This window comes from Bradyrhizobium sp. 22 (assembly GCF_000482425.1).
GTDB classification, from domain to species: domain Bacteria; phylum Pseudomonadota; class Alphaproteobacteria; order Rhizobiales; family Xanthobacteraceae; genus Bradyrhizobium; species Bradyrhizobium japonicum_B.
The window spans coordinates 3,649,801-3,675,196 of sequence record NZ_KI519399.1; the positions used below are offsets into that span (position 1 = coordinate 3,649,801).

33 protein-coding genes and 1 pseudogene are annotated in these 25,396 nt (G+C 59.3%); 24 read left to right on the forward strand and 10 right to left on the reverse strand.

The genetic code is table 11. The annotated features are described in order from the left end of the window. Nucleotides 1–82 precede the first annotated feature (82 nt). Nucleotides 83–763, forward strand: coding sequence for a hypothetical protein (locus K410_RS0118685; protein WP_028136305.1), 681 nt, complete (start codon nt 83–85; stop codon nt 761–763). 64 nt (nt 764–827) lie between these two features. On the opposite strand, the gene K410_RS0118690 is transcribed toward K410_RS0118685, so the two are convergent. From K410_RS0118690 to K410_RS39625, 6 genes are all read right to left on the reverse strand, one after another. After that, on the reverse strand, nt 828–1,070 hold the full coding sequence (locus tag K410_RS0118690) for a hypothetical protein (RefSeq protein ID WP_028136306.1): 243 nt from the start codon (nt 1,068–1,070) through the stop codon (nt 828–830). Nucleotides 1,071–1,294: 224 nt separating this feature from the next. Further along, entirely contained in the window at nt 1,295–1,465 is a 171-nt protein-coding gene (locus K410_RS40405; protein ID WP_194408051.1) for a hypothetical protein, read from the reverse strand. A gap of 157 nt (nt 1,466–1,622) precedes the next feature. Further along, nucleotides 1,623–1,985, reverse strand: a complete 363-nt coding sequence (locus tag K410_RS0118700) for a hypothetical protein (protein WP_028136307.1) — start codon at nt 1,983–1,985, stop codon at nt 1,623–1,625. Between the two features lie 55 nt (nt 1,986–2,040). Continuing rightward, the gene (locus K410_RS0118705; RefSeq protein WP_196236022.1) at nt 2,041–2,418 is read right to left on the reverse strand and encodes a response regulator; all 378 of its coding nucleotides are present in this window, start codon (nt 2,416–2,418) and stop codon (nt 2,041–2,043) included. 555 nt (nt 2,419–2,973) lie between these two features. After that, entirely contained in the window at nt 2,974–3,204 is a 231-nt protein-coding gene (locus tag K410_RS0118715) for a type II toxin-antitoxin system HicB family antitoxin (protein ID WP_028136309.1), read from the reverse strand. A 502-nt stretch (nt 3,205–3,706) separates the two neighbouring features. Further along, entirely contained in the window at nt 3,707–3,877 is a 171-nt protein-coding gene (locus K410_RS39625) for a hypothetical protein (protein WP_155253483.1), read from the reverse strand. A gap of 104 nt (nt 3,878–3,981) precedes the next feature. On the opposite strand from K410_RS39625, the gene K410_RS38505 reads away from it, so the two are divergent. From K410_RS38505 to K410_RS0118765, 11 genes and pseudogenes are all read left to right on the forward strand, one after another. Then, nucleotides 3,982–4,848 carry a S1 family peptidase gene (locus K410_RS38505; protein ID WP_080672171.1) on the forward strand — a complete coding sequence of 289 codons (867 nt, stop codon included), beginning with the start codon at nt 3,982–3,984 and terminating at the stop codon, nt 4,846–4,848. 99 nt (nt 4,849–4,947) lie between these two features. Then, a pseudogene (locus K410_RS36970) lies at nt 4,948–5,510 on the forward strand (SOS response-associated peptidase family protein). A 17-nt stretch (nt 5,511–5,527) separates the two neighbouring features. Next, a complete protein-coding gene (locus tag K410_RS36975) occupies nt 5,528–7,156 on the forward strand; it encodes an ATP-binding protein (protein WP_245269398.1) in 1,629 nt (542 codons plus the stop codon). Nucleotides 7,157–7,215: 59 nt separating this feature from the next. Further along, nucleotides 7,216–8,399, forward strand: a protein-coding gene (locus tag K410_RS0118740; RefSeq protein ID WP_155253484.1) for an IS3 family transposase whose coding sequence is annotated in 2 segments (ribosomal slippage) — nt 7,216–7,468 and nt 7,468–8,399 — 1,185 coding nt in all. Because the reading frame shifts where the segments join, the coding sequence is not laid out codon by codon here. A gap of 28 nt (nt 8,400–8,427) precedes the next feature. Continuing rightward, nucleotides 8,428–8,883: a hypothetical protein gene (locus K410_RS0118745; RefSeq protein ID WP_245269474.1), complete on the forward strand. Its 456-nt coding sequence runs from the start codon at nt 8,428–8,430 to the stop codon at nt 8,881–8,883. Continuing rightward, nucleotides 8,871–9,278 (forward strand): hypothetical protein, encoded by a 408-nt coding sequence (locus K410_RS0118750; protein ID WP_155253485.1) that lies wholly within the window; start codon nt 8,871–8,873, stop codon nt 9,276–9,278. The genes K410_RS0118745 and K410_RS0118750 overlap by 13 nt, the downstream gene beginning before the upstream one ends. 171 nt (nt 9,279–9,449) lie before the next feature. Beyond that, nucleotides 9,450–9,638 (forward strand): DUF6998 domain-containing protein, encoded by a 189-nt coding sequence (locus K410_RS38510; RefSeq protein ID WP_155253486.1) that lies wholly within the window; start codon nt 9,450–9,452, stop codon nt 9,636–9,638. A gap of 380 nt (nt 9,639–10,018) precedes the next feature. Next, nucleotides 10,019–11,263 carry a tyrosine-type recombinase/integrase gene (locus K410_RS0118755; protein ID WP_028136313.1) on the forward strand — a complete coding sequence of 415 codons (1,245 nt, stop codon included), beginning with the start codon at nt 10,019–10,021 and terminating at the stop codon, nt 11,261–11,263. Between the two features lie 293 nt (nt 11,264–11,556). Continuing rightward, the gene (locus K410_RS39630; protein WP_155253487.1) at nt 11,557–11,808 is read left to right on the forward strand and encodes a hypothetical protein; all 252 of its coding nucleotides are present in this window, start codon (nt 11,557–11,559) and stop codon (nt 11,806–11,808) included. Between the two features lie 73 nt (nt 11,809–11,881). Next, on the forward strand, nt 11,882–13,174 hold the full coding sequence (locus K410_RS0118760) for a hypothetical protein (protein ID WP_155253488.1): 1,293 nt from the start codon (nt 11,882–11,884) through the stop codon (nt 13,172–13,174). A gap of 40 nt (nt 13,175–13,214) precedes the next feature. Further along, entirely contained in the window at nt 13,215–13,799 is a 585-nt protein-coding gene (locus tag K410_RS0118765; RefSeq protein WP_028136315.1) for a hypothetical protein, read from the forward strand. Here the strand turns inward: K410_RS0118765 and tnpC are convergent. The 3 genes from tnpC to tnpA are packed head-to-tail and all read right to left on the reverse strand — an operon-like array spanning nt 13,784 to nt 16,239. Next, nucleotides 13,784–15,448, reverse strand: coding sequence for an IS66 family transposase (gene tnpC / locus K410_RS0118770; protein WP_028133140.1), 1,665 nt, complete (start codon nt 15,446–15,448; stop codon nt 13,784–13,786). The genes K410_RS0118765 and tnpC overlap by 16 nt on opposite strands. A 45-nt stretch (nt 15,449–15,493) precedes the next feature. Further along, on the reverse strand, nt 15,494–15,814 hold the full coding sequence (gene tnpB / locus K410_RS0118775) for an IS66 family insertion sequence element accessory protein TnpB (RefSeq protein ID WP_433994191.1): 321 nt from the start codon (nt 15,812–15,814) through the stop codon (nt 15,494–15,496). 23 nt (nt 15,815–15,837) lie between these two features. Next, nucleotides 15,838–16,239 carry an IS66-like element accessory protein TnpA gene (tnpA, locus tag K410_RS0118780; protein ID WP_028133142.1) on the reverse strand — a complete coding sequence of 134 codons (402 nt, stop codon included), beginning with the start codon at nt 16,237–16,239 and terminating at the stop codon, nt 15,838–15,840. 46 nt (nt 16,240–16,285) lie between these two features. Between tnpA and mauJ the strand changes: the two genes are divergently transcribed. The 3 genes from mauJ (at nt 16,286) to K410_RS36985 (ending at nt 18,767) form a co-directional block, all read left to right on the forward strand. Then, nucleotides 16,286–17,182 (forward strand): methylamine utilization protein MauJ, encoded by an 897-nt coding sequence (gene mauJ / locus K410_RS39635; RefSeq protein ID WP_349509800.1) that lies wholly within the window; start codon nt 16,286–16,288, stop codon nt 17,180–17,182. A 329-nt stretch (nt 17,183–17,511) separates the two neighbouring features. Beyond that, nucleotides 17,512–17,826: a hypothetical protein gene (locus K410_RS36980; protein ID WP_245269400.1), complete on the forward strand. Its 315-nt coding sequence runs from the start codon at nt 17,512–17,514 to the stop codon at nt 17,824–17,826. Continuing rightward, entirely contained in the window at nt 17,826–18,767 is a 942-nt protein-coding gene (locus tag K410_RS36985; protein WP_049820096.1) for a hypothetical protein, read from the forward strand. The genes K410_RS36980 and K410_RS36985 overlap by 1 nt, the downstream gene beginning before the upstream one ends. Before the next feature lie 16 nt (nt 18,768–18,783). Here the strand turns inward: K410_RS36985 and K410_RS38515 are convergent, their stop codons facing one another. Continuing rightward, on the reverse strand, nt 18,784–19,149 hold the full coding sequence (locus K410_RS38515; RefSeq protein ID WP_080672174.1) for a DUF3102 domain-containing protein: 366 nt from the start codon (nt 19,147–19,149) through the stop codon (nt 18,784–18,786). 703 nt (nt 19,150–19,852) lie between these two features. Between K410_RS38515 and K410_RS0118805 the strand changes: the two genes are divergently transcribed. The 9 genes from K410_RS0118805 to K410_RS38005 all read left to right on the forward strand — a co-directional run. Then, nucleotides 19,853–21,031: a tyrosine-type recombinase/integrase gene (locus K410_RS0118805; protein WP_028136318.1), complete on the forward strand. Its 1,179-nt coding sequence runs from the start codon at nt 19,853–19,855 to the stop codon at nt 21,029–21,031. 4 nt (nt 21,032–21,035) lie between these two features. Continuing rightward, entirely contained in the window at nt 21,036–21,431 is a 396-nt protein-coding gene (locus tag K410_RS0118810) for a hypothetical protein (RefSeq protein ID WP_028136319.1), read from the forward strand. Nucleotides 21,432–21,547: 116 nt separating this feature from the next. Further along, nucleotides 21,548–21,745, forward strand: coding sequence for a MerR family transcriptional regulator (locus K410_RS36990; protein WP_049820097.1), 198 nt, complete (start codon nt 21,548–21,550; stop codon nt 21,743–21,745). Between the two features lie 206 nt (nt 21,746–21,951). Next, nucleotides 21,952–22,272: a hypothetical protein gene (locus K410_RS36995; RefSeq protein WP_049820098.1), complete on the forward strand. Its 321-nt coding sequence runs from the start codon at nt 21,952–21,954 to the stop codon at nt 22,270–22,272. Next, complete coding sequence (locus K410_RS37000) at nt 22,269–22,562, forward strand: TSCPD domain-containing protein (protein WP_049820099.1); 294 nt, start codon at nt 22,269–22,271, stop codon at nt 22,560–22,562. Before K410_RS36995 ends, K410_RS37000 begins: the two co-directional genes overlap by 4 nt. Then, nucleotides 22,559–23,809, forward strand: a complete 1,251-nt coding sequence (locus tag K410_RS37005; protein WP_049820100.1) for a virulence-associated E family protein — start codon at nt 22,559–22,561, stop codon at nt 23,807–23,809. The genes K410_RS37000 and K410_RS37005 overlap by 4 nt, the downstream gene beginning before the upstream one ends. Before the next feature lie 612 nt (nt 23,810–24,421). Next, a complete protein-coding gene (locus K410_RS0118835; RefSeq protein WP_028136320.1) occupies nt 24,422–24,679 on the forward strand; it encodes a hypothetical protein in 258 nt (85 codons plus the stop codon). Continuing rightward, nucleotides 24,676–25,197, forward strand: a complete 522-nt coding sequence (locus K410_RS0118840; RefSeq protein ID WP_028136321.1) for a hypothetical protein — start codon at nt 24,676–24,678, stop codon at nt 25,195–25,197. The genes K410_RS0118835 and K410_RS0118840 overlap by 4 nt, the downstream gene beginning before the upstream one ends. Beyond that, the coding region (locus tag K410_RS38005) for a transposase (protein ID WP_063831423.1) at nt 25,169–25,396 on the forward strand (228 nt) is incomplete at its 3' end. The genes K410_RS0118840 and K410_RS38005, both read left to right, overlap by 29 nt.

Below are 25,396 nucleotides of genomic sequence, written 5' to 3' on the forward strand. Positions count from 1 at the left end.
TTGTGTAAGGGTGCTGCGTACAAGGGACTCCTCGTGAGGGCGTTTCCAGGAGCGGCTTCCTGTTGCTCGCTCATTGGGGTCCATGCACGTGACCACGACATTCGAAACGGCAGGCTTTGCCGAAGAGCTCGACGCCGCCGCCCTGGCCGAAGCCGCGTCAGCGCATGAACCCGAAACGCCCGTAGCTTCGGAACCGATCAAGCGGTCGAGCCGCAAATCGATCCTGGCCTTTTCGCTATGCGCGCTGGCCATCAACGGCGCGGCGGCCATCTACACGGCGCCGGCTGATTTCTCGTCGCTGAACCTCGGCAGCCTGGCTGAGCTGCTGCCGCGCCATGACGCGGCCGCGCCAAAGCCGGATCCGGTCGTCGCTGCCCTGAAGGAGATTCAGGCGGCCCAGCAGCAACACACCGCGTTGCTGCAGCAGAACAACCAGGCAGCGGATCAGAACTCGGTTCTGCTGCAGCAGGATTCGATGCTGCTGCTGTCGCTGCGACAGAGCATCACCGACGAGCGGGTCGACGTGAAGAAGATCTCGTCGCAGCTGTCGACGCTGATTGCGAAGATCGACTCGCTGCAGAGCACGGCGATGTCGGACGTCACCTCGTCCGTCCGAAGAGCGCATGCGCGCTATGGATTGTCCGCCGCGATGCGCAAGCGGACGGTCCGGGAGCCCAAGCCTGTAGTGCCTCTGGGACCCGTGGGGCCGGTGTCGGTTGGCGGCGCGCCGCTGAGCGTGCCAGCGGCGACCCCGGAAAGCTGAAGCCGCGTCAAGCCGATCGGCGACAACGACGTCCGCGCTGGTCCGGCGCGGCGGATCGGCGCCGTCACTTCAAGGCGTGATCGATCTTGTGCGCCAAATGACCGGTGTCGTGGTCGCGGCGCAGCTGGCTCAGCGACGTCTCGTTCAGCTGCGCCAGGACCTCGCTGAGCTGCGTCGCATCGGGATACCCGGCGGCAAAGCTCTTGCCGTAGATCTTGCGCAACGTGCCGACCAGCGTGTTGCCGTGCTTCTTGCTGATCCCGCCATCTTTGTCGCGATGGCGGCCGTCCAGGCCCGGTTCCTTCATGGCTCGCTCCCTGTGCGGCGTCTTGAGCGCCTGGAGAGAAGCCTGCGCCCAAACCGGTGGACTGGCAATGGCGGCGCGTTCAGCGACGGTCGGACTGTCCCATAGGAGCGCGCGCAGTTAAGCTTGGCCGCTAAACCGTTAAGCCGCGAAGCAACCCAGCGTTGGCTGCACGATGCCGCGTCGAATGTCGGCCGAGGCGGATAGCGGCGGGAGACCGCTTGGGATCAGGCGGCCTGCTCTTCGAACGAGGTGTAGACCCGGCCGGCGGGATCGACGACCTGAACGTCCCAGCAGCCATCCTCGACCAGCTCCCTGGCCTTCTTGAGGGCGGCGGCGAGTGAAGGCCGCTTGAGGCTGACGATACCCGCCGTGTCGAAACCGTTGATTTCAAACATGCCGCTCCTCCGGTTTGGAGCGAATCCTACACGTTTCGGGCGGGTTGTCAGCGGGTTTTTGGGGTGGGTGGCGACCACCCCAGCTTAGAACCGTGCCGGCGAGATATTCGGCATTCCTGCAAGGGTTTGCGGAAGGCTCTTCGTTCGAGGGATCAGGTCAGGCGGCCCCGCGCAGAGGCAGTGCCAGCTGAAGACCGAACGGACGTGACGAATTGGCGCGGATGAAAGCCTCGAGTGCAGGCGACAAGTCGATCCGGTCGCGCGCCGCGCGGTCAGCCAGGGCGTCGGCGATGTCCTCGGTGGCGTCGCGCGACCAGCCGTCGATGGCGTTGAAGGTGACGATCCTGAGCGGGTAGGCGTATTGGCCGGAGAGCAGGTCCCGCAGCACCGTCTCGCGGTCGGTGTCCTGCTCGTCGGTCTCTCGCCAGGCGCAGCCGGCACGCGCGCCGAAGTCCTCCAGAACGAGGTAGATCTCGCGGTCCAGGCGATCCAGCGGGACGATCGAGGGTGATTGACGCATACGCAACTCCTACTCCGAGGAAAGAAATTGCTGCGACAGATCATCGTTCCGCGGTTTACTTGCCCGCGAGCGAGGTCATCGCCTCCAAAAGACGTTCAAGCCTGAACGGCTTCTGCAGCATGATGCTGCCTGACACCGGTCTTGGAGCGTCGTGCGTGTAGCCGGTGGCGTAGATGACCGGCATGCGCGGATTGGATTGCCTGCACTGGATGGCAACGTCCCAGCCCGTCAGCGAACCGGCCAGCTTGATGTCCGTGAATAGTAGATCGGGCGCGGCTTCGGCACAGAGCTGGAGCGCACGCTCGCCGCTATCAGCTTCCATGACCTCGTGCCCTTGCGTCTCCAGGATGTCGACCACCACATCCCGGATCAGGTCTTCGTCTTCAGCTACAAGAACCCGCAAAATCATCCTCCAGTCGCGCTCTTCGTCCACGACGTGAGGACCCATGCGCAGAAAACGCGGCTCCGGCGAGTTGGGGCCGCCTCCGCCAGCTCGGCCGACGAGCCAGCGAGATTATCAAGCTGGAGCAGGGGCCTTTGTTCCTGCCCACCTGCTGTGCCGTCCGGCCTTGGTGCTGGTTTCTGAAGGCAGCGTCAGCGGCCCGGCGGCAGGCCCATGATCGCCTACGCCAGCGGAATGCTGTCGACGCGCAGACAGGGGCGGCACTGGAAAGCGTGGATCGCGGGCAGATGGAGGATGGCGGGAAGCGTGGCCAGAAACGTCATCGGCCGTCTGCACTTGCAGCAGATCAGAATAGGCGGGCTGTCTTTCGCTGCGCAAACCATCGCCAAAGTGCCTGGAGGAATAGGGCACGATAGGCGGATGCTGCGGGGAGTTCATCTCGGGGCGACTACTGGGGTTTATCGGAATCTGGCGAGCTGTTTTGCGAGGTAGGAGCGGCTGAGGAATGCACTGACGATCAACTGCGGATCACAATGGTGCCGGTCGCAAGGAATAATGGGTTTCGAAGCTCGACGATCGTGCGTGCTAGCTGGCCGCCGCGCGGCGGAGGTGCGAGGGAATGGGGACGGGACGATGGTCCTCCTCGGCAGCCTCGATCCAGCAGGCAATCGCATCCTGCACATTCTGCACGGCTTCGAATTCGGTCGCACCATCGGACATGCAGCCGGGAAGGTCGGGCACAGTCGCAACGAAGCCGCCGCCGTCTTCTTCCGACAGCGGCTCGATGATGATCTTGTAATGCGGACGCTCGCCCATATGGTCTCAATCTCGCAGGAAGGCTACCGTGGGACGCACTTGGCATCGTGAAGACCGCAAATGGTCTCAACATCCTGGATGCGCCATCCAGATGGATTGCGCTCCATGTCGTCCAAGATCGTACGGGCCATCGTTGCTCACCTCAAATCTCGAAAGAAGCGAGGCGGGCGTGATTGCCCCTCCACGAACGGGGCATCATTTCCGATGCCTGCAGGGATGACAAGGCCGAGGCAACGGCGGCTCGATCTGGCGGACTTGAGTGCACTATCGCCGTAATCGCCAAAAGCATCATTGCCGTCTGCACTTAGAGCAGATCAGAAAGGAGGCGCTGGGCTTGCTTCGACGATGGAGCGCGTAGGATGGGTTGAGCTCTTGCGAAACCTTCGCCGGTCATTCGATCGGTCACTCTGTGGCCCCTTTGACGATTGCTTGAACAAGCGAGTACGGATCGCATTGGCGCGGATCGCAACAAGTGATGGGTTTCGCAAGAGCTCAACCCATCCTACGGGCTTGTGGCGACCACCTTTACAAATTCGATCATATCGCCGAACACGCCATCGATTTTATCGTATTCATGAAGGAGGTCCTCGACCGTGTAAGAAACCACTTGTTTGGCGGTCGTCTTGTGCAGTTCAAACCTGCTAATTTGTTTGTGGCCTCTCAGTTTGTTCACAGAATAGCTCCAGCGCGAATTGAACGTGCGGCCGCCATGGTGCAACCTGTGCGAAACAGCTGGTTTCGCTGCTCGCGACAATAAACTACGCTGCGGAAGTCAAAATGATTCAGCCTACTTCTATAGCCGAACAACTGATGTACTCGACCGTCCGAATAATTGCTCAAAACGGAGCAGCGATCAGTCGTGGCACCGGGTTCTTCTACAACTTTCCACTGAAAGAAGAAGGCCAAGTCGTCCCTGCTATCATAACGAACAGGCACGTTGTACAGGGCTCTATCTCGCAGAACTTCCTCTTGCATCTCCACGATCCGAAGAAGGGCGAGAAAGCTCCATCTGGAACATTCAACGTCAATATTCAGGCGGGTTTGGGAAACGGTTGGACCGAGCATCCAGATCCGAACGTTGATCTATGTGTTTTGCCGATTGCTCAAATTCAGAATAAAGTACCTGCGCCCCACCAGCCGTTCTATGTGCCCCTCGGTGGCGTCCCCGGCGACGAAGAACTAAAGAAGCTGGATGCTGTCGAACAGGTTCTCATGATCGGGTATCCCAATGGATTGTGGGATCACGTTAATAATCTGCCCCTAATACGCAGAGGGGTTACGGCATCTCATCCCGGAGTAGATTATCAAATTGAAGGCCAGTCTGGGCCCGGTGTGACTGTCATCGATATGGCGTGCTTCCCCGGTTCGTCAGGGTCCCCAGTTTTCATCTATAATCAGGGCACCATTCCGGAAAAAAATGGAAACGTGAGCTTAGGCACCCGTGCGATTTTTCTGGGCGTCTTGTTCTCCGGTCCAGTTTGGCAGCAGGACGGAAATATTACCGTGAAGAACATTCCGACCAAGAGTGTACCCGTCGCGGAGATAAGCACGATGATCAATTTAGGATACGTAATCAAACCCAGAGAAATCGTGGCATTAGGCCGGCACCTGTATGCCAAGAATGGAATGGTCTATCCCGATTAGATCTCAGCCGCGTGCAATCTCTACAGGATCACCACGAACCAAGCCGCGATCACCAACCTGTTCCGCGTCGTCAACCGCCACGTCGGAAACCTCGCACCGATGCCCGGCGTATTTCCAGACTATCCCGCACCAGTGATCCGAAACACCGAGAGCGGCACTGAGATGACGCTGATGCGCTGGGGCATGCCGCCGCCGCTGCGCACGGGCGGACCGCCCGCACCAACATCAGCACTGGCGTGGCTGGCTAAAGCCAGAGAACCGCTGCTTGGTCCCGTTCAACAGCTTCGCGGAATACGCTCCCGAGCCGAACCCGGAGACAAAGAAAAAGGATGTTGTCTGTTCGGCCCCGATGAGGAGCGCCCGTTGGCGGCGTTTGCTGGCATCTGGACCACCTTCAAAGGTGATCGCGGCACGAAGTCGAAGCCGGTGCCTGGGCCGCATCAGGTCCACGGCTTCCTGACGACCGCACCGAATGCAATTGTCGAGCCGATCCATCCGAGGCCATGCGGGTGATCATGACGACTGACGAGGAACGCGATGCCTGGCTGCGTGCGCCTTGGGATCAGGCGAAGGCATTGCAGCGGCCATTGGCAGATGACGCGCTCAGGATAGTGATGCGTGGAGTCGGAAAGGAGGACAAGGCCGCAATGTGTAAACGCTGATGCGTCACGAGCGCCCAATGGCGGGCGGTGTCCTCTGGCAGGCGAGCGAATATCCACACTTGGACGTAACGAGCGACGCTGTTAAACTCTTGGTTGTTGGGGGAGAGATTATGGTTGCTGATACTGACGCACATTTTAAAGTTCAAGTTGATAATGATCACATCAAGAAGCTCACCACCGGTCGCCCGATTGCGGCGGTGGCTGAGCTTGTCTGGAACGCCGTCGACGCAGACGCCACCCGCGTCGACGTCGAAGTCGAACTCAACGACATTGCCATGACCGCTCTCGTGATCCGCGACAACGGACACGGTATCCCACACAATGAAGCTGGCGCTCTGTTCGGTAAACTTGGCGGTTCGTGGAAGGGGATGGCCAGGTCTAAGGGACAGGGGCGCTTTCTGCATGGCAAAGAAGGCAAGGGGCGTTTCAAGGCACTGGCCCTCGGACGAGTAGCCGACTGGATTGTTACCTTCCGTGAAGGCCAGAAGCTGCTGCAATACACCATCGGCCTCATGCGAGACGACCTCGTGGATGTCCGCGTCAGCCGTCCCGTTGAGGTGCCGCCGACGCTCTCGACAGGGGTCGAGGTAAGGATCACGGAGTTAGATCGAACCTTTCGCTCGCTGTTACCGGATCAAGCAGTCCAACCCCTTTCTGAGATTTTTGCTCTGTACCTGACGGACTATCCTACGGTCGCTATTTACGTTGACCATCAGAAGCTCGATCCGTCGGAATTAATTCGTAGCCGCGAGACGTTCGATCTTGATCCTGTTTTGGATGATGGGAAGCCGTATCCCGCAAGGCTTGAATTGATCGAATGGACCGCAGCGCAGGAGCGATCCGTGTTTCTCTGTGGTGACGAAGGCTTTCCGTTGCACCGGATAGTGCCGTCGTTTCACACACCCGGCGCGCAATTCTCGGCCTACATCAAGTCTCCATTGATCTCGGACCTCCTGATGAAAGGCACGCTCGACCTAGCGGAGATGAACGGAGCGGTCGAAAGCGCGTACGAGCAAGCTTCGACCAAGATAAAGAACTACTTCCGTGACCGCAACGCCGAGGCTGCGCGGTCGGAGATTGACGAATGGAAAGCGGAGAACGTCTACCCCTATCGCGACGAGCCAAAGACTGCTGTCGAGACCGCAGAGCGGCAGGTCTTCGAGATCGTTGCCTTGAACGTCAATAAGCATCTGCCCGACTTTGCGACAGCCCCGAAGCAGACGAAGGCCTTTCAGTTGCGCATGCTGAGGCAGGCAATCGAAAGAGGTCCCGACGAGTTGCAATTGATCCTACGCGAGGTGCTTGAATTGCCCGAGCGAAAACTCCAGGAACTCGCAAGGCTATTGGAGGAGGCTGACCTCGCGAACGTCATCAGCGCGTCAAAGATGGTTGCTGATAGACTAAAGTTCTTGCATGGGCTGGAAGCGTTGCTCTTCAGCGCTGAGACAAAAGCGCACTTGAAGGAGAGAAGCCAACTTCATCGCATCATCGCAGATAATACGTGGATATTCGGCGAAGAGTTTAGCCTGACAGTCGATGACCAGTCGCTAACGGAGGTATTGCGGAAGCACCGGAAGCTGTTGGGCGACGACGTCGTTATTGATAGTCCCGTCAAGCGAATTGACGGCAAGGTTGGGATCGTGTGACCTGCCCCTGAGTATTTCCTCCAGATGGAGTTAGAGTCCGGCCTGAAAAGGACGGACAGATGAAGCGAGCAAGGTTCACGGAAGAGCAGATTATCGCCGTGTTGAAGGAGCATGAGGCCGGGGCGAAGACGGCCGACCTGGCTCGCAAGCACGGGATTTCCGAGGCGACGATCTACAACTGGAAGGCCAAATTCGGCGGCATGGATGTCTCCGAGGCCAGGCGGTTGAAAGCGCTCGAGGAGGAGAACGCGAAGCTGAAGAAGCTGTTGGCCGAGCAGATGCTCGATGCGGCCGCGCTACGCGAGCTTCTTTCAAAAAAATGGTAGGGCCCGCCGCCAAACGCGCCGCGGTGGCGCATCTGGAGGCCGCGATGGGCCTGTCGGAGCGGCGGGCCTGTTCGATCGTCGGTGCGGATCGGAAGATGATCCGCTACCGCTCTCGCCGGCCACCGGACATCGAGCTGCGCGCCCGGCTGCGCGAGCTGGCCAATGAACGCCGCCGGTTCGGCTATCGCCGGCTGTTCGTCCTGCTGCGGCGGGAGGGCGAGCCATCCGGGATCAACCGGATCCACCGGCTTTATCGCGAGGAAGGGCTCACTGTCCGCAAGCGGCGGGCTCGCCGCAAGGCGACAGGCACCCGGGCTATCCTGGTCGAGGCGAAGCCGAACGCACGTTGGTCCCTCGACTTCGTCTACGATCAGTTCGCCAACGGACGGCGCTTCCGCGTTCTCAATATCGTCGATGACGTCACCAAGGAATGCCTGGGCGCGGTCCCGGACACGTCGATCTCCGGACGGCGGGTGGCTCGGGAACTGACGGCGATCGTTGAACGGCGCGGCAAGCCTGGCTCGATCGTCTCCGACAACGGCACCGAGTTCACGTGCAACGCCATGCTGGCCTGGTGCAAGGACACCGGCATCGACTGGCACTTCATCGCGCCGGGCAAGCCGATCCAGAATGCCTTCGTCGAGAGCTTCAACGGGCGTATGCGTGATGAACTACTCAACGAGACCCTGTTCTTCGACCTCGACGACGCCAGGGCAAAGATCGCGGCGTGGGTTGCCGACTACAACGGCGACCGCCCGCACTCATCGCTGAAATACCTCACCCCGGCGGCCTATGCTGCCACATTCACCGCAACGGGCGATCGGCTGCGCAACCCCGACCAGCTCCGCCGATCGCCCGTTGCTCCACCTGCGCCAATCGGCGTACAAACCCCCGAGACTCTAATTGCCTCTGGATGAAAACTCAGGGGCAGGTCACGTGGACTTGATGCTCTCTCGTTCCGTGCCTCAAAACCGTGCGGATGAATTTGAACATCTCGTCGTGGAATTGAAGCGACCGAGTGTCAAGGTGGGTGCTGACGAAATCAGCCAGACCGAGAAGTACGCCTACACTGTAGCGAACGACGAGCGGTTTCGACATGTTAAGACAAGCTGGAATTTTTGGGTCGTCTCCAATGACCTTGACGCCTTCGCACAAGTGAAAACGCGACAGAAAGACCGTCCGCGCGGACTTGTTTCAGATGCGGATGATGGCCGGGTGAAGGTCTGGGTCAAGACATGGGCAGAAATATTAACGGAGGGCAAAGGGCGAATGCGCTTCGTACAAGAGCATTTACAAGCCAACGTCGATCCCGACCGTTCCCTAAAGTACCTCAAACAGACGTATGATAAATACCTTAGCGGAATAGCGGATGTCGACGAAGAGGCCGCTTGGGCGTCATGACACGTTGGGAAGCGCTGGTACGATACGACGACGAAATCCGAGAGGCGGCGGAGCGACTTATGCCGTTCGGAGCTATTTGGGTTGAGAGGTTCGGGGAAGCTTTCTTCGCCTTAAATGAAGACCGCACGTACATTCCGAACATTGTCGAGCGCTTGGTCAAGGACGCGGAACAGGAAGCCGGTGCTGAGTGGCTGCGCCAATTTTCAAGAACGAAGGAAGGGGACGCGACTAGTCAGGAGGCGCTACGAGTGCTGGTAGAGGCTCAAATGATGGGGTTTCAGGTCTCAAAGAGTGGGAGCGGCATCTTCGAGGTGTTCAGCAAAAATACTGGCACCAAATACCTTTGGTCGAACGAGGATATTGTGCGGTTTGGTAAGCTCATTTTGAAACGCTGAGAAGCCTCCTGCATAAGACCAGAGACTTAGTTGCAGGGTCGCCGCAATCGCGTTCGGTTGCGGATGGGGCGCATGGGTTGTCGTTCTTGCGAAGGAGGCGGCCAGCCGGTGAGTATTTCGTCAAAGAACCACTCGTCTATGCCGAGCGACCTCGGTCCCGCGCACCGACCGATGCGCATCAATCTGCCTAAGCCCGTCACCGACATCTACCGCGCCGTTGCGGAATTGGAAGCGCTTTATCCCGGTCGCAAGTTCACGCCTGACGGACATCTGGTCGGATCAATAGGCGAAGTGATTGCTGCTGTCCGGGTACGTTCCGGCCGTGAGGTACGGGCTTTTGAGTTGGATCGTGTGTCCTGACGCTTCGATGGCATCCCATGCGATGTACCCATCGCGGCTACTTCAGTCACGTTGAATTCAATTTGGCCAACTCAGTCCTCCAATCGTCCCATAATCGTCCCACAAAGCCTTGCACGGGACGATAGCATGCAATCAAAGCACTCATTCTTTTGAACTAAAAGCGGATATTGGTGAGCGCGCTGGGGCTCGAACCCAGGACCCCGTGATTAAAAGTCGATATGCGCATCAATGATCGTCGATGATTATCGATGATCGATGGAACCAATTCCTTCACAAATTCAATGGGTTAGTCTAAAATATCGGTGTGAATTGTCGATCGTCGATGATCGTCAAGGCGGTCCCGAAATCGCACCTGGGACCGCACCTTTGGGGGCCCCGATATGCCGAAAACATTGTTCACCGAATTGTCTGCCGCAAAGCTCAAGCCCACGCCTGGGCGGCAGGAAGTGTATCGCGACACAAAACAGGCGGGCCTAATCCTGCGGGTCAACGAGAAGGGCACCAAATCGTGGCGCTGCCTGTTCTACGTCAATGGCAAAACCCGATCCGAGGCACTAGGACGATTTGAGCCGGACGCCCCTGATCACATGACGGTCAAAGCGGCGCGGGATGCCGCCGCGCACTTTCGAGCAAATCAGAAGGCGATCCTCTCGGAGAGAGCAAAGCAGGCCGTTGCTCTCAAGGATAGTTTCAAGACCGTCGCCGAAAGATACTTGAAGAAGCATGTCGACGGCAAACGTCGGACTGCCGCGCAAATGCGTCGACTGGTCGAGCTGCTGTATCCTCGATGGGGCGATAAGCCATTTGAGGCAATCAAGCGCTCCGATGTCTCCGAACTGCTGGACGACATAGAAGAGACCCGCGGGCCTCGTGCAGCCGACACAACGCTGGCGGTCCTGCGCTCGATGATGGCAAATCGCGCAGCGAACTCCGATGAATATTCGTCTCCAGTCGTCAAAGGTATGGCTCGCATCAAAGCGCCAAAGGAGCGCGCTCGCAAACGCATTCTGAACGACGATGAGATCCGCGCGATGTTTGAGGCGTGTGCCGACTTGGGTACGTTCGGAAATCTCACTAAGTTTTTGCTTTTCACAGGTCAGCGGCGCGCGAAATGCGCAACAATGCGCTGGGCTGATCTCAAAGGGGACGCGTGGGTCATTGCGACGGAAGCGCGCGAAAAAGGCAATGCAGAGAGTTTGAAGCTGCCCAAGCCCGCGCTCGCACTCATTGAGGCCCAGCGTGACGTTCGCCTCAACGACTTCGTGTTTCCAAGCAGCTACACTCAACCGCGGCGCAACGGACCTGGCAAAGAAACTTATGGCTCTTTCAGCGCCTTCGGGGGCGGCAAGGCGGAGCTCGACAAAGCGATGGCGAAGTCGTTGCCCGAAATTCAACCTTGGGTCCTGCACGATCTACGTCGAACTGCGCGCAGTCTGATGAGCCGTGCAGGCGTCGCGCCGCACATCGCTGAGAGAACGCTTGGCCACGCCATCGCAGGCGTCGAAGGAGTTTACGATCGGCACCGATATGATACCGAGAAAGCGCAGGCACTGACCGCCGTTGCAGCTCTAATCGGCAACATTCTCGAACCGGAACGCTCGAACGTCGTCGTTCTCGCACGATGACGCTCCTGCCCGGCAGAGCGCGCCCCATGAGGGCAATTGAAGTCCGACGCGTCAGCGTGCGGTAAGAAGGCAAAACCGCTGTATCCCGCCCCGAGCGCGTTTGCAGGATGGTCGGTTTCCAATTCCGCGTTGATCGTCCCTAGTCATCGGAAAAAAGCCCGTTTCCGCTTGATAAGTTGAAGTTTGTTCGTCAACGTTGGCCACACGAAACCGGGCCGATGACACGGCTGAATCCACAAACGAAACGCGCGCTCGTCATTGACGAGGAGCGGTAGCATTAACCTGGATCAGCCATGAGCACTCGTAATCCCACGACGCGTGGACCAAATAAGATCAAGTCAATCGACGAGGTACGCAAGCTCGTTTCCCGCAAGGAAGCAGCTCGCATCATCGGCGCGCACGTTGACACCCTCAAAAAGCTGGAAGATCGCCGCGGTGGACCGCTGACTGTCGTTCGCCTATCGCCGTCGTCAAGGTCGGTTTTTTATCCAGTTGCACAAGTGAACGCGCTCGCCGAAGGCAGGTTGGCCGAGCCTTCCGCGTGACAGAGCGAAACCCCCGACGCTCGCCACGTCGGGGGCTTCTTAGAATGTTTGAGCAACGTGGAGATGCAAAAACGTGCGCAACATATCAGGCCGGGTAGGGCGCGCCAAGCCTCGCCCCAGTTCAGTGATCATTTCTCGGGACCCCCATCTGGCAACCGCATTCGCGTTCATCGATACGATCGAGGTGTTTTGGCCGCGGCGGTTTGATGTCTCGCTGAAGAACGCGCTGAGGGCCGAGACCCGTAGGAGAGTTTGGGAGGAGCCTCTCATTATCAACGATGTACCGATCGGCTGGGTCTTGAAGCTGAACCAGCCGACCGAAAGCGCGCTACGGGTCCTGGGAGACAGGTGGCAAGACCGCATGTCGATCTGCCGACTGCACGTCGCTTACGATTTAGACCGCCAGGCGGGCGTGATTGACGAAGAAATCGAGACTCTGATGACGCTACACACCCACATGCGCCATCGGAAAACATCAGACAGCATTCGCAACGAGAAAGGCACCGTCTATTCGATCGATACGGCTTATCGCAAAGGAAGACTGGCGAAGACGACGGTCTATTACAGCGATAAGCCGGGCAAACTCGACGGGGAGCTATGCAAGCCTCATCTAGAAATCCGAGTGCTAACCGGCCGCGCGGTCAAGAGGCTTGGAATTAATAGGCCCATCGATCTGTTCAAAATCAAACCGCGGGAGCTTTTCTCGAAGTGCATCACGATGCGCGACCACGCAGAACCGATAATCAAGGAACTGGAGAAATCGATAAAACCGCACCCCCTGATCAACATAGAAAGGCGAGTACGGGGACTGCTTAAACGATCAGACCATGGCACTCTCACAGACTTCCGAAAAGAGCGGCCAAGGCAATTCGAAAGACTGAGGGAAATGGACGTTCTGCAGATAAACGACGGGCTGATGTGGGCACCGGCGAAAGGGCGCGAACGTGAGGTGTGTTGGGGAAAATGTGCATATTATCACAACAGCGGAGGACAAGCCGTGAAAGACATCGACGACCGCGATATCTGGACTATTGATTGGAGATCATTCCCGCCTTCGAAGGCCGAGACTGGGTCTCGGCCACGCGTCAGACTCGAGCCGAGGAAGCGAATCAGGCTTCCCTCTCAGCCGATAGCGCCTCGCGTTGTCGAGACCCAGAAAACGACCAAACGAGACATCAAGCAGGCGATTCTTGAAAATCCAAAAATCACGGTGCCAGAGCTTCAGGCGCGGTTCGAGACAGCGTCGGGGGTCATGTTATCGGCAGTCCGATCCAATTTTTTAGCTGACCTCGAATTTCTGAAACAGCGCGGTCATCTGAAGGGCTTGTTGCCGAGAAATAATGGCCGGTCATCCTCTCGGTGTTAAGCAACTGGACGGCGAACCACACCGGAACTACACTGGACTGATGAAGACGCCCTATGTTCCTCATATTTTCGGGGAGGAGGTCGCCCAGAAGCTTCGTAGACGCCGAGGTTGGCTGTCAGCTGGTGTGGCTTCGTCCATTCCGTGGCCGTCATCGGACGTCTGCGTACAGTATGCCGGCGACGAATACTTTCTCCTCGGTACCCAGCGCGACGGCAAATCGTCGTCGCCTGGGATCATCATTGCGTATGATGATCACAGGGGCGGAGCAGACGCGGCCATTGCGAAGGTCTACAGGTTTACTTCGGTCTTGAGCTGGTTCGCTGGCGGCTATGTCGACGTGTCTGGATATATCCATGGCAGTCATCCCGCGGTATACGGCGGTCGAACAGTCTACTCCTCAATGGGAATCGCCGGGGAGAAATCCTTCAGCTGTAACCACATGCCGGTTATCGAGGACGACAACGTCCGAAAGGCGCTTGCCTTCTGGCGTGAGGGAAAGCGGCTCGACGAGGTGCACGACGGCTATGCATTTCGTACGCATACGACGAAGGCCGCCAGATTGACGCACGCGCGTGGGCAAAGTGAGCTCTATGATCGGTTGGGTGAAGGTCAGGCGGCCTGCTGACCGGCAGGCTTATCGGCTTGGCGCAGGAGCTTCCATTCCCAGGGCAGCAGTTCGTGCAGCCGCGATGCAGGAAGATCGGCGATACGGGCCAGGACGTCGGCGAGCCAAGCCTTGGGATCGACGTCGTTGAGACGACAAGTAGTGATCATCGTCAGCATGATGGCGGCACGGTCGGCGCCACGTTGGCTGCCAGCGAAGGTCCAGTTGCGCCGCCCCAAGGCGATGCCTCTCAAAGCGCGTTCAGCGCAATTGTTGGTCAAGCAGATCCTGCCGTCGTCGAGGAAGCGGGCGAAGTCGTCCCAGCGTCTGAGCATGTAGTTCATGGGCTTCAGAACCTCGGCGGAGCGCGAGAGGGTTTCTCGCTCGCGCAGAAGCCAGGCGTGCATGTCTTCGAGCAGCGGCTTGCTCCGCTCCTGGCGCACGGCGCGCCGCTCGTCGGCACTGCAGCCGTTGATGGTGCGCTCGATCTCAAACAGGGCGTCAAGACGCCTGAGCGCCTCCAGCGCGATCGGGGAGACCGGTTTGCCCTTGCGGCCTTCCCTGGCCGTTTTCTCGATGTCGGCCAGTTCGAAGAATCCCCGCCGCGCATGGGCCAGGCAAAATGCCGGCGTGATCGGCATCGCTTTCCTTTTTGGGTCGAACAACGGCTCGAAGCCGCCATAGCAATCCGCCTGCAGGATGCCGGCGAAGGCGGCCAGATGCTTCTGGGGATGTTCGCCCCGTCGGTCGCCCGAGGCATAATAGACCGCCGCCGGCGGCGCAGGCCCGGCGAACGGCCGGTCATCCCGCACATAAGTCCAGATCCGGCCGGTCGTGCACTTGCCCTTCGCCAGGATGCGGATGGTGGTGTCGTCGCCATGAAGGCGCTCGGCCACGAGCACATGACGCTCGATCAGCTGGAACAGCGGCATGACGGCGAAGGTTCCGTGGCCGACCTGGTCGGCCAGCGTCGACAGCGGCAAATCGATCCGCTCGGCCTTGAAGCGCACGCTCTGACGGTTGAGCGGGATATGCATGCCGAACTTGTCGAACAGGATTGTCGCCAGCAATTGCGGACCGATGAAGCCGCGCGGTGTGGCATGGAACGGCGCGGGCGGCTGGCTGATCTTCTCGCAATCGCGGCAGGTGAACTTCTCACGTACTGTCTCGATCACCTTGAAGCGACGCGGAATCTCCTCCAGCGTCTTGGTCACATCCTCCCCGATCTTCGCCAGCCGAGATCCACCGCAGCAGGAGCAGCTCGTTGGAGCCTCAATGACGACACGCTCGTGTTCGATGCCGTCCGGCCATGGCTGACGAACTGGCCGCTTGCGCATGAAGGGGCGAACGCTCTGGGTTTTTGCCGCGGCAGCCTGCGCAACCAGCTTATCCTCGCTCGCCGTGGTGGCGAGTTCTTCGAGCTCCAATTCCAACTGTTCGATCAGCCGTGCCGTGCGCTCGGAGCGCTGCCCGTGCAGTTCACGTTTGAGCTTCTCAATCCGTAGCTCAAGATGAGCGATCAGCACCTCGCTGTCCGACAGCTCCGCCCGCGCGTTGGCGGCATCCGCGACTGCTACATCGCGTTCAGCCCGCAACTCCTCGCGCTCGGCCAGCAGCGCGAGGTAGGCGCTCGCAAGGTCCGATGGAAGATCGTCCGGCTTCGATGTCATGAAGCCATTGAATCAGATCAGGCCGCAAACTCAAACCCAAAACACCTATCCGACCCGCGTCGGCCGCTGGGTTTCTTGCGGATTGCGCCAATCGATCCCGGACAGCAGATAGCTCAACTGCGCCGGCGAGATCGTTACCGCTTCACCGGCAACCGATGGCCAGATAAACTTTCCTCTCTCGAGTTTTTTTGTGAACAAGCAGGCTCCCTGGCCATCGTGCCAGATCGCCTTCACGAGATCGCTGCGGCGACCCCGGAAGACGAACAGATGACCGCTGAGCGGATCCTTGCGCAGCACCTCCTGTACCTGGAGTGCCAAAGACGGAAAGCCTCGGCGCATATCCGTGTAGCCTGTCGCGAGCCACACCCGCACATTCCCCGGTATAGCAATCATCGGCGTCCAAGCACATCGAGAACCCGCGCCAACGCCTCCGGATCGACGTGCGCATCCACCCGGATGCACCGACGGTTGCCGAGATCGATCTCTATCAATCCAGTACGCGCGGCTGCCGCCGAGCGAACTCGGCCATCCACCGTAGGCAAAAGCTTCGCAGTTTCTTCAGCCGAGGCCGCTACGGCGGCGATCTGCACCGGCGTAAAAGATGGTACAACTTGTTCCGATGTCCGCGCTTGTCGACGCCAGGTAAACACCAGGCTGGTCGCTACTCCGTTGCGCCGCGCAACCTCCGTTACCTTCGCGCCCGGTGCCAGCGTCTCCTCGACAATGCGTGCCTTGTCGTCCTGCGACCAACGCCGCCGCCGCTCCAGCCCGCCCATAACCTCGACCCGCATCGCCTGATGACCTTAAAGTTAGACTTAAGGTCACACGCTTCGCGAATTGCCACCCCTCACGCAAGACGGCCCCCGTCGGAGGCGTACTGCATTTCTAAGCTTCTACAAAGTAATTGAGTCGCAGTTCAAGGACGGTCGAAATAGAGGCCGATGGATTGCTGGGAATATTGACAAGCTCAAGGATCGGGCGGGAGCCCGTGTTGCCGAATTGCGCACTCTCGGCATCGATGTCGCTAATCATCTATTTGAGAGCGGCCGTTGCGCGGTCGCTCATGCGTCTCTGGAAGGCGAGATAGTTGACCCCGATATTGCAGCGGACCGCAGGCGTTTGTCAGCGGATCTGGTTATTATCGAGGAACTGGCCCGCCTCTATATCCGTGATGAACTCGGCGTGCCCGACTCACGATCTCTATATCGGACCCGCGATCGCCTTGCACCGTGGGATCCGTTACTACCTGCTGAAACTCTAATCTCCCTGAGAACCGGTGCTGACGCAGCCGCGACCGGGCTTAACGAACGAGTCGTATCAGTCGGCCTGTGGCCGGACGGGCCGATTGCCGGCCTAGAACGAATGACAATGTACACTGATGCGGTCCATCAAGGAGTGGTCAAGGTCGTCCTCTTCAATGAGCGGAAGACGATAATGCTTGTCTTCTTCTTGGATTATAAGGCCGGTCGCATCCACACGAACCTTGAGGACGGCGGGCTTTTGCACGGGGAAAACAATCCTGACGAAAATGACGTGCGAGCCTATGCGACGTTCTTCTATAAGGTGTTTGGAAACGGCATCGCAGAATTGGCCTGCGATGGTCTAGAGCCCGTCGACTGCGAGATCGTGATCCCCGTCAACATGCAGTTGACCATGTCGCCGGACGACGCAATCGCTGCGGCGGTCGAACGGTTCAAGAGGGAAGGCTCTGGAGCAGTCGGCCGCCAGACATAAGTCCGCCGATCAGAGATTTGTTTGTCCACCGAAGGCTTCGGTTCTCAGCACCCGCTCGCACTGATTTTCGACGCGTTGCTGGGTTATGTGATCCCGCATCATAGGGCAGGCGCCAGAATCAACCGAGAAAAATAGGGCTTTTGCTATGGGGCTAGTCAGCAGGTGCGGTCCCAGGTCATATTTGCGACCTGAAATAGAGCCCCGATATTCGCGGTCAAAACAACATGCACGCTACTGCACGCGATCAGGTGAACAAATCGAAGGGAAGAAGCCGTGTCACCAACGGTCGCAGCCTCATGCCTCGGTCTATCGACGGTCGATCGGTTTACATGAGGCGATTCCGCGACATTCTCGCCATGTTGCTTTCGGATGCCGGGGGTGAGGATCGCGTGTCGGAAGCAATTAAGTCGATCGCACGTCGCGCCGCGACAATCACGGTCGAGCTTGAGAGGATCGAGGTCGCGTTCGCAGAGTCTGAGGACGCGGCGACACCGACACGCCTTGAACTGTACCAGCGGCTGAGCAATACGCTCCGGCGTTTGCTTGAGGCGATCGGTCTCGAACGGAAGACCCACGACATCACACCTACGGTCGAGCAATGGCGCCATCGATATCGAACCATCGACCACGATGAGGCCGACTGATGGTCCGGGAGCGCGTCAGGTACCAACCCGAAGCGCCCAAGCCTAGACCACACCCTCAAGACCCGACGATCCTCGACGCGCTAGCCGACGGGGAGCTATTCAAGCCGTTCTTCAAAGACGTCGAGACCTGGGCCGTCTGGTTCGCAATCATAGCCGCGATCTTCGCGTTGCCCATGACCGACGAGCAGGTGGCCGTATATCGGCAGGTCACCGGTCGGACGCAGCCGCCAACCGAGGTCGCAAAAGAAGTCTGGTTATGCATTGGTCGTCGGGGCGGCAAGTCCCGCATCATCAGTTTGATCGCCGTCTGGCTCGCTGCCTTCCACGACTACAAGCCTTACCTTGCTCCCGGCGAGAAGGGCGTGGTTCAGGTCATCGCATCGGACAAGAAGCAAGCTAGGACCTGCATCCGTTACATCAAGGCTTTCATCTCGCAAACGCCGATGCTTGCAAGAATGATCGAGGGCGACACTGCCGAAAGTATTTCGCTCACAAACGACATCATTATCGAGGTGATGACGGCTTCTTTCCGCAGCGTACGCGGTTTCACCGTGGTCGCGAGCCTACTGGAGGAAATTGCATTCTTCCGCTCCGAGGACAGCGCGAATCCCGATACCGAGATCATCAACGCCATCAAGCCGGCGATGGCGACGATCCCGAACGCAATGCTGCTCGCGGCTTCCAGCCCTTACGCCAGACGAGGCGTGCTCTATGAGGCGCATAGGGACCATTACGGCAAAGATGGCGATCCAGTCTTGGTGGTGCAGGCGGACACCGGCACGGTCAATCCGATCGTCGATCCCATGATCATCGCTGATGCGTATCAAGCCGACCCGTCGAGTGCTGCCGCAGAGTACGGCGCGCAATTTCGTAGCGATGTCGAAAGCTTTGTCGCTCGTGAAGTGGTCGATGCCTGTGTGACGCGAGGGGTACGCATCTGATCTTGTTATCGCCTGCTCATCGCGCAAATTGATTAGTCGACTTCCCAGCCATCGGCTGCGTCTTGTGAAGACGGGATTTCTCGAAACATCGACACTCGCGGCTGCTGATGTTAGCTCGTTTACCCCAGGCGATCGGCAAAAGCTGCGCGCGTGCAGCTTTTGCGATACGAGGGTCACGAGCGATTTTCATCAGGCGCTGCGCGGTCGCTGGCTCAAACGGCAGATCGGTCGCTATCATGTTTTCAAACTCGCCGTACGGAAGCGCTTTTTTCGCGGCGGTTAGGGTGCGTCCTATCTGCAGGACGTTTTCGATGCTCTTGTGATGAGCGGCGCAGATTTCTTTTGCCCATTGCGCACGGGTTTTGGATACAGATTTCGACATGGCGATGCCCTCCTGTGAGGCACACGAGCGGTAAGGGGACGCGCGAAAAGGCTCGGCGTCGCGATGAAGGAAGCGGATGGGTCGAGGCCCGACTTGATCGCGGGACGTTGGGTGCTGGCCCGAAGGGCTCTGACCGCTTGTCGCTGGATGCTGGCGCGGGGTGCCTGCTCGCTCGATTGCGCGAAACTCTACGCGATGGACTGCAATCACGCCATAACGATTTGCTCCGTCGCGCGCGAGGCTATCGAGGCGTGACGCATCTAATTGAATCCAATCGGTCCGCGCAAAACGGCACGGGGAGGGCGTGAGACGCGTTCGACCGGATCGGGGGGCTGACAGGACCGCAACGCTCCAAACCGACGTAGCGCGCCCTAATCGCGTTTTGCACGACGCTGAACAAAACGGGTCTGGAATCCGGGCAATTCAACCGCACCTAAATCGCACCTTAGCGATTAAACCAGAACCATGGTCAGGGTTGAAATTCTTTCTAACCGTTTGATAATATGGACGAATTCTGGTGAGCGCGCTGGGGCTCGAACCCAGGACCCCGTGATTAAAAGTCACGTTGTTGAGAACACATGCGAACGCATCCGAACGCCATTCCAAAATCAGAGCCTATCATATAAGGCTATTTTCGTTCGCTGGGGTTCAGCCCCAATCGCCCGCATACGTCCAAATCGCGCCCCCGGTGTGCCCCCGCGCCATGCTCAAGGCCCTCACGGATACCTACCTCAGATCGCTTAAGCCGCCCGCCAGCGGCCGGACGGAATTGGCCGATCAATCATGCCCCGGGCTCGAATTTCGCATAACCAAGGCCGGCGCCCGCTCCTGGTCCTTTCGCTATCGGGCTCCAGTCTCCGGCAAGCTATCCCGCGTGACGATCGGGCCCTATCCCGAGGTAACACTTGCAGAGGCGAGGGAGCGCGCGAACGACTACCGCAAAGGCATATCACAAGGCGAGCATCCCAGCGAGGCGAAGCGCCGCGCGCGGCGGGAGGCGCCTGGCCGGACGTTTAAGGTGCTGGCGGATCGATATCTGGAAGAATACGCGCGCCGCAATAAGCGCTCGGCCGGGGCAGACGAGCGAAACCTGAATCTCCACGTTCTCCCGCGGTGGGGTGAGCGAGACTATGCCGAGATCCGGCGCCGGGACGCGATCGAGCTGATTGAAGCAATCATTGCTGACGGCAAGCCGGTGCTGGCCAATCGGGTGCAAAGCCTAATCTCGGTCGTCTTCAGTTTTGCTGTGGATAGCGATCTGATCGACGCCAATCCTTGTTCTCGGCTCAGGAAGCGGGGCGAAGAGGGAATCGGCAATCGGGTGCTCAACGATCCCGAAATCCGGCTCTTTTGGCGGCGGGTAATTGAGCCGCCGGTATCTCCCGAGACAGGATTCGGCCTCCGGTTTGCGCTGCTGACGGGTGTCAGGCCCGGGGAGGTTGCGGGCGTCGCTCCGAAAGAGTTTGAGCACCTGGACAACCCCGCCCGGGCGCTCTGGAGCATCCCGGGCGAGCGGACGAAGAACAAGCGCCCACATGTCGTGCCGCTTGAGCCTATGGCCTTGGAGCTGGCCCGCAAGCTGGTGGGCATGACGGCGCACGCCTATGCCAAGGCGATGAATCGGATGGCAGCCCAAATGGCCGGCACAGACCCAGCAATCAGGTCATGGAAGGCCGAACCGCCGACGCCGCACGATTTGCGCCGGACTTTCAGAACGCGGCTGCCTCAACTTGGCGTGCCGGCGGATATTCGCGACCGGCTGATGAACCACATTTCCGGCGACGTGGGGAACAAGCACTACGACCGGTATTCGTATCTGTCCGAAAAACGGGCGGCGTTGGCGCTTTGGGAAAGCAGCCTGCGTACGATCTTGGAAGGGTGATCACATGAAGGGCCGGCCTAAAGACCAACAGGAGGCAGAGCAGCGTCTGGAGGCCTTAAGCGAGAGCTTGTGGAAGCACTTTGCGGAATATCTGCCGCACGAGGTCGCGGGCTACGACGGGCTCAGATGGCTGGCGGAAGCCATTGACGAGCGCAAGCACTGGGGCGGCAGTCTCGATCAAGCATTGGGTTTAGCCCGATATCGAGGCGAAAAGCCGTCGAAGCCCGGCAAGTATTTTACGCTTGCCGTCGAAGTCTTTGAAATGCGAGCCCGCGGTATGTCTTGGAATGCGATCTCGGAAAAGACCGGGTTTGACGACCAGCGCGAACTACAGAGGATATGCGATCGCGAAATGGAGCATGTGATCCGCCACTATGCTGAAGACCTGGCACGCGATTAATAGCCGTGTGGTCAAATACCGCGATTTGATAGCCGAAGGCAGCGCGCCGCTCGCGGCCTAATCCTATTCCCGTTCTTAGCCGTTCGCCTAAGCGCGAACAAACAACGGGAGACCTTATGTCGGAGAGAATTGCGTTTTCGCCCGATGAAGCCGCGCACCGCGCCAGTGTTGGCCGCACCCTCATTTTTTCGGAAATCAAGGCCGGCCGCCTGAAGGCCTACAAGGCCGGCGCTCGCACCCTCGTCACGGACGAGGCGCTGAGGGCCTGGATTTCGTCTTTGCCGATGCGCTCGACCGCGTCCGAGGCCGCCTGATCGAATGGCCCATGCAAATGCGGCGATGCCGGCCACCGCGCGACACGGTGAACCGGCATCGGAAATCGAGCTGCTTGGCGGCGGGCTCGAAAGCCACAATATCGAAGTGGTCCGGCCGGTTCAAGTTCTACGGCTGATGCGGCGATTTGGATTTTCCCAGCCGCGGGCGATTGCAACGGCGCTTCTTTGCTACGGGGAGGCGCCAAATGCACATTGACGAATATCCCGACAGCCCAGGCTTTAAGGCCGCCGGCACCTCTGCCGAAGCGGCCGAGCGTATGGCCCCATCGGCAAAAACCCTCCGCTCCGATGTTCTCCGGACCATGATCCGGGCTCAACGACCAATGACGGCCGACGAGATCGCAACGGAAATGAAACGTTCCATCTTGTCCGTTCGCCCGCGCGTGTCCGAGCTCCATCGGCTCGGCATGGTTCGCCCGACCGGGGGGCGCGGCAAGAACGACAGCGGCATGTCGGCTGCGCTCTGGGAGGTTGTGAGACCGTCGATTCCGGAGGATAGGCAATGAGTGGCCGCGAGACCCTTCCGGACCGCCGCGAGAGCATCTCTTTCAATTTCATTCATCAGGATCGCCAGTATCACGCGACGGCGACGCGTTACCCCGATGGGCGCCTAGCCGAAATCTTCCTTGATTGCGGTAAGGTCGGCTCGGCCGTGCAGCAGCATGCGGAGGCAACCGCTGTTCTGGCGTCAATCGCGCTCCAGCATGGCGTTGCCGCCAGCACGTTGGCGCATGCCGTCAAAGGTGGGCCGCTGGCGACGGCCATTGAATTGGCGATGCCAAGGGGGGCGGAATGAACGCAGTGACGCCGTTCCCTGTAACGAAAGACAGTTGGCTCGCCCAATGCATCAAGGGCGATACCGGCAATCCGCTTCCGGTCGTCGCCAACGCTCTGATCGCCTTCCGGCGGGATCCGGCCATGCGCGATGCCGTTGCGTTCGATGAGATGCAGCGCACGGTGATGTTGACGCACGAAATCGGGGCTCCGCTCGCTCCATTCGAGCCGCGGCCCATAACCGACGACGACGTGACGATTGCGACCGAATGGCTGCAAAAGGCCGGGCTCAAGAGGATCGCGCGGGACACGGTGCGGGACGCTCTCAATGCGCGAGCCCGGGAGAACGCCTATCACCCGGTCCTGGCCTATCTGAACGGCTTGGTGTGGGACGGCAGGCCCAGGGCCAACGTATGGCTCACGACCAGGCTAGGGGCCGAATGCAATCCGTACACAAACGCGGTCGGGAAGATGTTCCTTGTGGCTTTGGTGGCCCGCGTCTTCGAGCCCGGGTGCAAGGCGGACTATATGCCGGTTTTCGAGGGACCCCAGGGCGCAATGAAATCATCGGCCTGTGCCGTGCTTGGCGGCGAATGGTTTTCGGACAGCCTGCCCGAGATCAGCGCCGGCAAGGACGTGACGCAGCACCTTCGCGGCAAATGGCTGATCGAGGTCGGGGAAATGCACGCGATGAGCCGGGTGGAAGCCGCACAGCTTAAGGCGTTCATTACCCGGCAAGTCGAGCGATACCGGCCGAGCTATGGCCGCTATGAGGTCGTGGAGCCGCGCCAATGCGTGTTCGTCGGCACCACGAACAAGGAAACGTACCTGCGAGACGAAACGGGCGGGCGCCGCTTCTGGCCCGTCCGCGTCGGCAAGATCGATATTGACGGATTGCTGGAGGATCGAGACCAACTGTTTGCGGAAGCCGTGCACCTTTATCGCAACGGTGCTCCATGGTGGCCCGATGCGAATTTCGAGCGGGAGCACATCAAGCCGGAGCAGGAAACCCGGTATGAGGCCGATGCCTGGGAAGAGCAAATCGCCGGCTATCTGGACATCAGCGACAAAGTCACGGTGGGGCAGGTTGCCAAGAATGCGCTGTCGATCGAGGCCGCGCGCGTTGGGACGGCAGATCAGCGGCGCATCACGGCCATCATGGAGCGATTGGGTTGGTATCGCTTGCCGGTCGATTGGCAGGGCAAGCGCTGGTGGACGACATCACGAGCCGACACCACAGCGCACAGCGCACCACAGCCGACTCTCTAATAGAGGGGTGAATTTGAAAATAGAGGTTCTATAGGAAACTCCGCTGTTCTGCGCTGTGTGCGCTGTGGTCCGAGTGCGCACCGGTTAAGTGGTTGAAGAAAGCGGAGGATGCGAGAGGGCTATCCCCCTCGGGGTTGTGTGTTAGCCGCCGAAACATCTTGTCGAAATCGGCAAATCAGTTCACTTTGTGTTTTGTGTTCGCTGCGCGCGAATGAGGTTGGTGCACCACGGACGGAAGCTAGCACTGTTCGCACCTCGGAAGCGCAAGGCAACCCAGCGCTCAGACCGCTGAAGTCCAGCCTCAAACGCTGGCGAGACGACCGCAGCTCAGACCCGCGGCAATCCCAGGACGACCAAACAAGTTTCCTTCTGCGCGCGCCGGTCAAACCGGCCGCGCGGTTCACCGAGGCGAGGCCATGTCACTGACTGAGGCGGAGAGATTCATACCCTTCCCCGAGATTTGCCGGGTGGTTCGCTGCACGCCCAACACATTGCAGCGTGCTTGCGAGCGGCAGGGCATTCCGATTGCGCAGCTGTCGCCGCGTAGCAAGCGGATGCTTTCGGCTGCCGATTACGCGAAGCTTTTGAGCCGGTTCAAGAGCGGGAAATCTCATGACTGATCCGGCAAGTCTCGTAAGCAGCGGCTGTGATCCTGCAGCGGCAGCCGTCATTGCTGCGGACATTGATTTCGGGTGGAGCGATGCGGCGGCCTATTGCGGTCCGGCGTTCGCGGATTTCCAGGCTCGCGCCATTGAGGAAGCCATCAACAATCAGCATTGCGACGTTTCAGCGCTAGAGCAAGTCGGCATCATGCCCGAATTGGCGTTGGCGATCACGGGTGCAATCAAGGCGAAGAGGACGCGCAGATGAGTGATTTGAATCCAGGCGCCGGCATCGATAGCGCGCTCGACAGCGCCTTTGCTGCGATCGGCGAGGCGACTGAGCCGGCGGCGGTTGGCGACGGAGAACAGGCTGTGTTGCCTCCGAATGCGCTCAGTTCTGATGGCATTTGGAATATGGACCGCGAGGAGAAAGAGCGGGCGAAGGCCGAAAAGGCTGCGAAGTCCAAAGAGGGCAAGGACGGTAAACCGGACGCGAAGGACGAGAAGCCGGAGCGCGATAGCAAGCGCGCAGCCGATAACCGGCAGAAGAATAAGGGCAGCCAGCTCGCCGGCCTGGATGCCGCTCTAGACAAGGCGTTCGATAAGGCGCCGAAGGCCGTCGAGAAGCGGAAAGAAGACCGTGCGGCAGAGTTGAAAGGCGAAAAGCCGCGCCCATTATCGACCAAAGACTTCGGCACTGAACTTCCTCCGAATGAGTGGACACCTGTAGTAGGCTCGTTGAGCCTGGAGGTGTTGAATGGAACGTGCACGTCGGTCGTTTACTGAAGAGTACAAGCGCGAGGCGGCGGGGTTGGTGGTGTCGAGCGGCCGCTCGATCGGGTCGGTAGCCAAGGAGCTCGGTCTGCGCGACTCAGTGCTGCGGCGCTGGGTCGATAAGCTCCGGCGCGAGCCGGCATCGGCGGCGTGGCGCCCCACCACGCAGGCGACGCCGATGTCGGCGGACCAGGCTTCGGAACTCGCCGTG

Coding starts and splice junctions, on each gene's coding strand:
- K410_RS0118685 (WP_028136305.1), top strand. CDS start 83: ATGCACGTGACCACGACATTCGAAACGGCAGGCTTTGCCGAAGAGCTC.
- K410_RS0118690 (WP_028136306.1), bottom strand. CDS start 1,070: ATGAAGGAACCGGGCCTGGACGGCCGCCATCGCGACAAAGATGGCGGG.
- K410_RS40405 (WP_194408051.1), bottom strand. CDS start 1,465: ATGTTTGAAATCAACGGTTTCGACACGGCGGGTATCGTCAGCCTCAAG.
- K410_RS0118700 (WP_028136307.1), bottom strand. CDS start 1,985: ATGCGTCAATCACCCTCGATCGTCCCGCTGGATCGCCTGGACCGCGAG.
- K410_RS0118715 (WP_028136309.1), bottom strand. CDS start 3,204: ATGGGCGAGCGTCCGCATTACAAGATCATCATCGAGCCGCTGTCGGAA.
- K410_RS38505 (WP_080672171.1), top strand. CDS start 3,982: ATGATTCAGCCTACTTCTATAGCCGAACAACTGATGTACTCGACCGTC.
- K410_RS36975 (WP_245269398.1), top strand. CDS start 5,528: ATGGCGGGCGGTGTCCTCTGGCAGGCGAGCGAATATCCACACTTGGAC.
- K410_RS0118745 (WP_245269474.1), top strand. CDS start 8,428: ATGCTCTCTCGTTCCGTGCCTCAAAACCGTGCGGATGAATTTGAACAT.
- K410_RS38510 (WP_155253486.1), top strand. CDS start 9,450: ATGCGCATCAATCTGCCTAAGCCCGTCACCGACATCTACCGCGCCGTT.
- K410_RS0118755 (WP_028136313.1), top strand. CDS start 10,019: ATGCCGAAAACATTGTTCACCGAATTGTCTGCCGCAAAGCTCAAGCCC.
- K410_RS39630 (WP_155253487.1), top strand. CDS start 11,557: ATGAGCACTCGTAATCCCACGACGCGTGGACCAAATAAGATCAAGTCA.
- K410_RS0118765 (WP_028136315.1), top strand. CDS start 13,215: ATGAAGACGCCCTATGTTCCTCATATTTTCGGGGAGGAGGTCGCCCAG.
- tnpC (WP_028133140.1), bottom strand. CDS start 15,448: ATGACATCGAAGCCGGACGATCTTCCATCGGACCTTGCGAGCGCCTAC.
- tnpA (WP_028133142.1), bottom strand. CDS start 16,239: ATGCGGGTCGAGGTTATGGGCGGGCTGGAGCGGCGGCGGCGTTGGTCG.
- K410_RS36980 (WP_245269400.1), top strand. CDS start 17,512: ATGAGGCGATTCCGCGACATTCTCGCCATGTTGCTTTCGGATGCCGGG.
- K410_RS36985 (WP_049820096.1), top strand. CDS start 17,826: ATGGTCCGGGAGCGCGTCAGGTACCAACCCGAAGCGCCCAAGCCTAGA.
- K410_RS38515 (WP_080672174.1), bottom strand. CDS start 19,149: ATGTCGAAATCTGTATCCAAAACCCGTGCGCAATGGGCAAAAGAAATC.
- K410_RS0118805 (WP_028136318.1), top strand. CDS start 19,853: ATGCTCAAGGCCCTCACGGATACCTACCTCAGATCGCTTAAGCCGCCC.
- K410_RS0118810 (WP_028136319.1), top strand. CDS start 21,036: ATGAAGGGCCGGCCTAAAGACCAACAGGAGGCAGAGCAGCGTCTGGAG.
- K410_RS36990 (WP_049820097.1), top strand. CDS start 21,548: ATGTCGGAGAGAATTGCGTTTTCGCCCGATGAAGCCGCGCACCGCGCC.
- K410_RS36995 (WP_049820098.1), top strand. CDS start 21,952: ATGCACATTGACGAATATCCCGACAGCCCAGGCTTTAAGGCCGCCGGC.
- K410_RS37000 (WP_049820099.1), top strand. CDS start 22,269: ATGAGTGGCCGCGAGACCCTTCCGGACCGCCGCGAGAGCATCTCTTTC.
- K410_RS37005 (WP_049820100.1), top strand. CDS start 22,559: ATGAACGCAGTGACGCCGTTCCCTGTAACGAAAGACAGTTGGCTCGCC.
- K410_RS0118835 (WP_028136320.1), top strand. CDS start 24,422: ATGACTGATCCGGCAAGTCTCGTAAGCAGCGGCTGTGATCCTGCAGCG.
- K410_RS0118840 (WP_028136321.1), top strand. CDS start 24,676: ATGAGTGATTTGAATCCAGGCGCCGGCATCGATAGCGCGCTCGACAGC.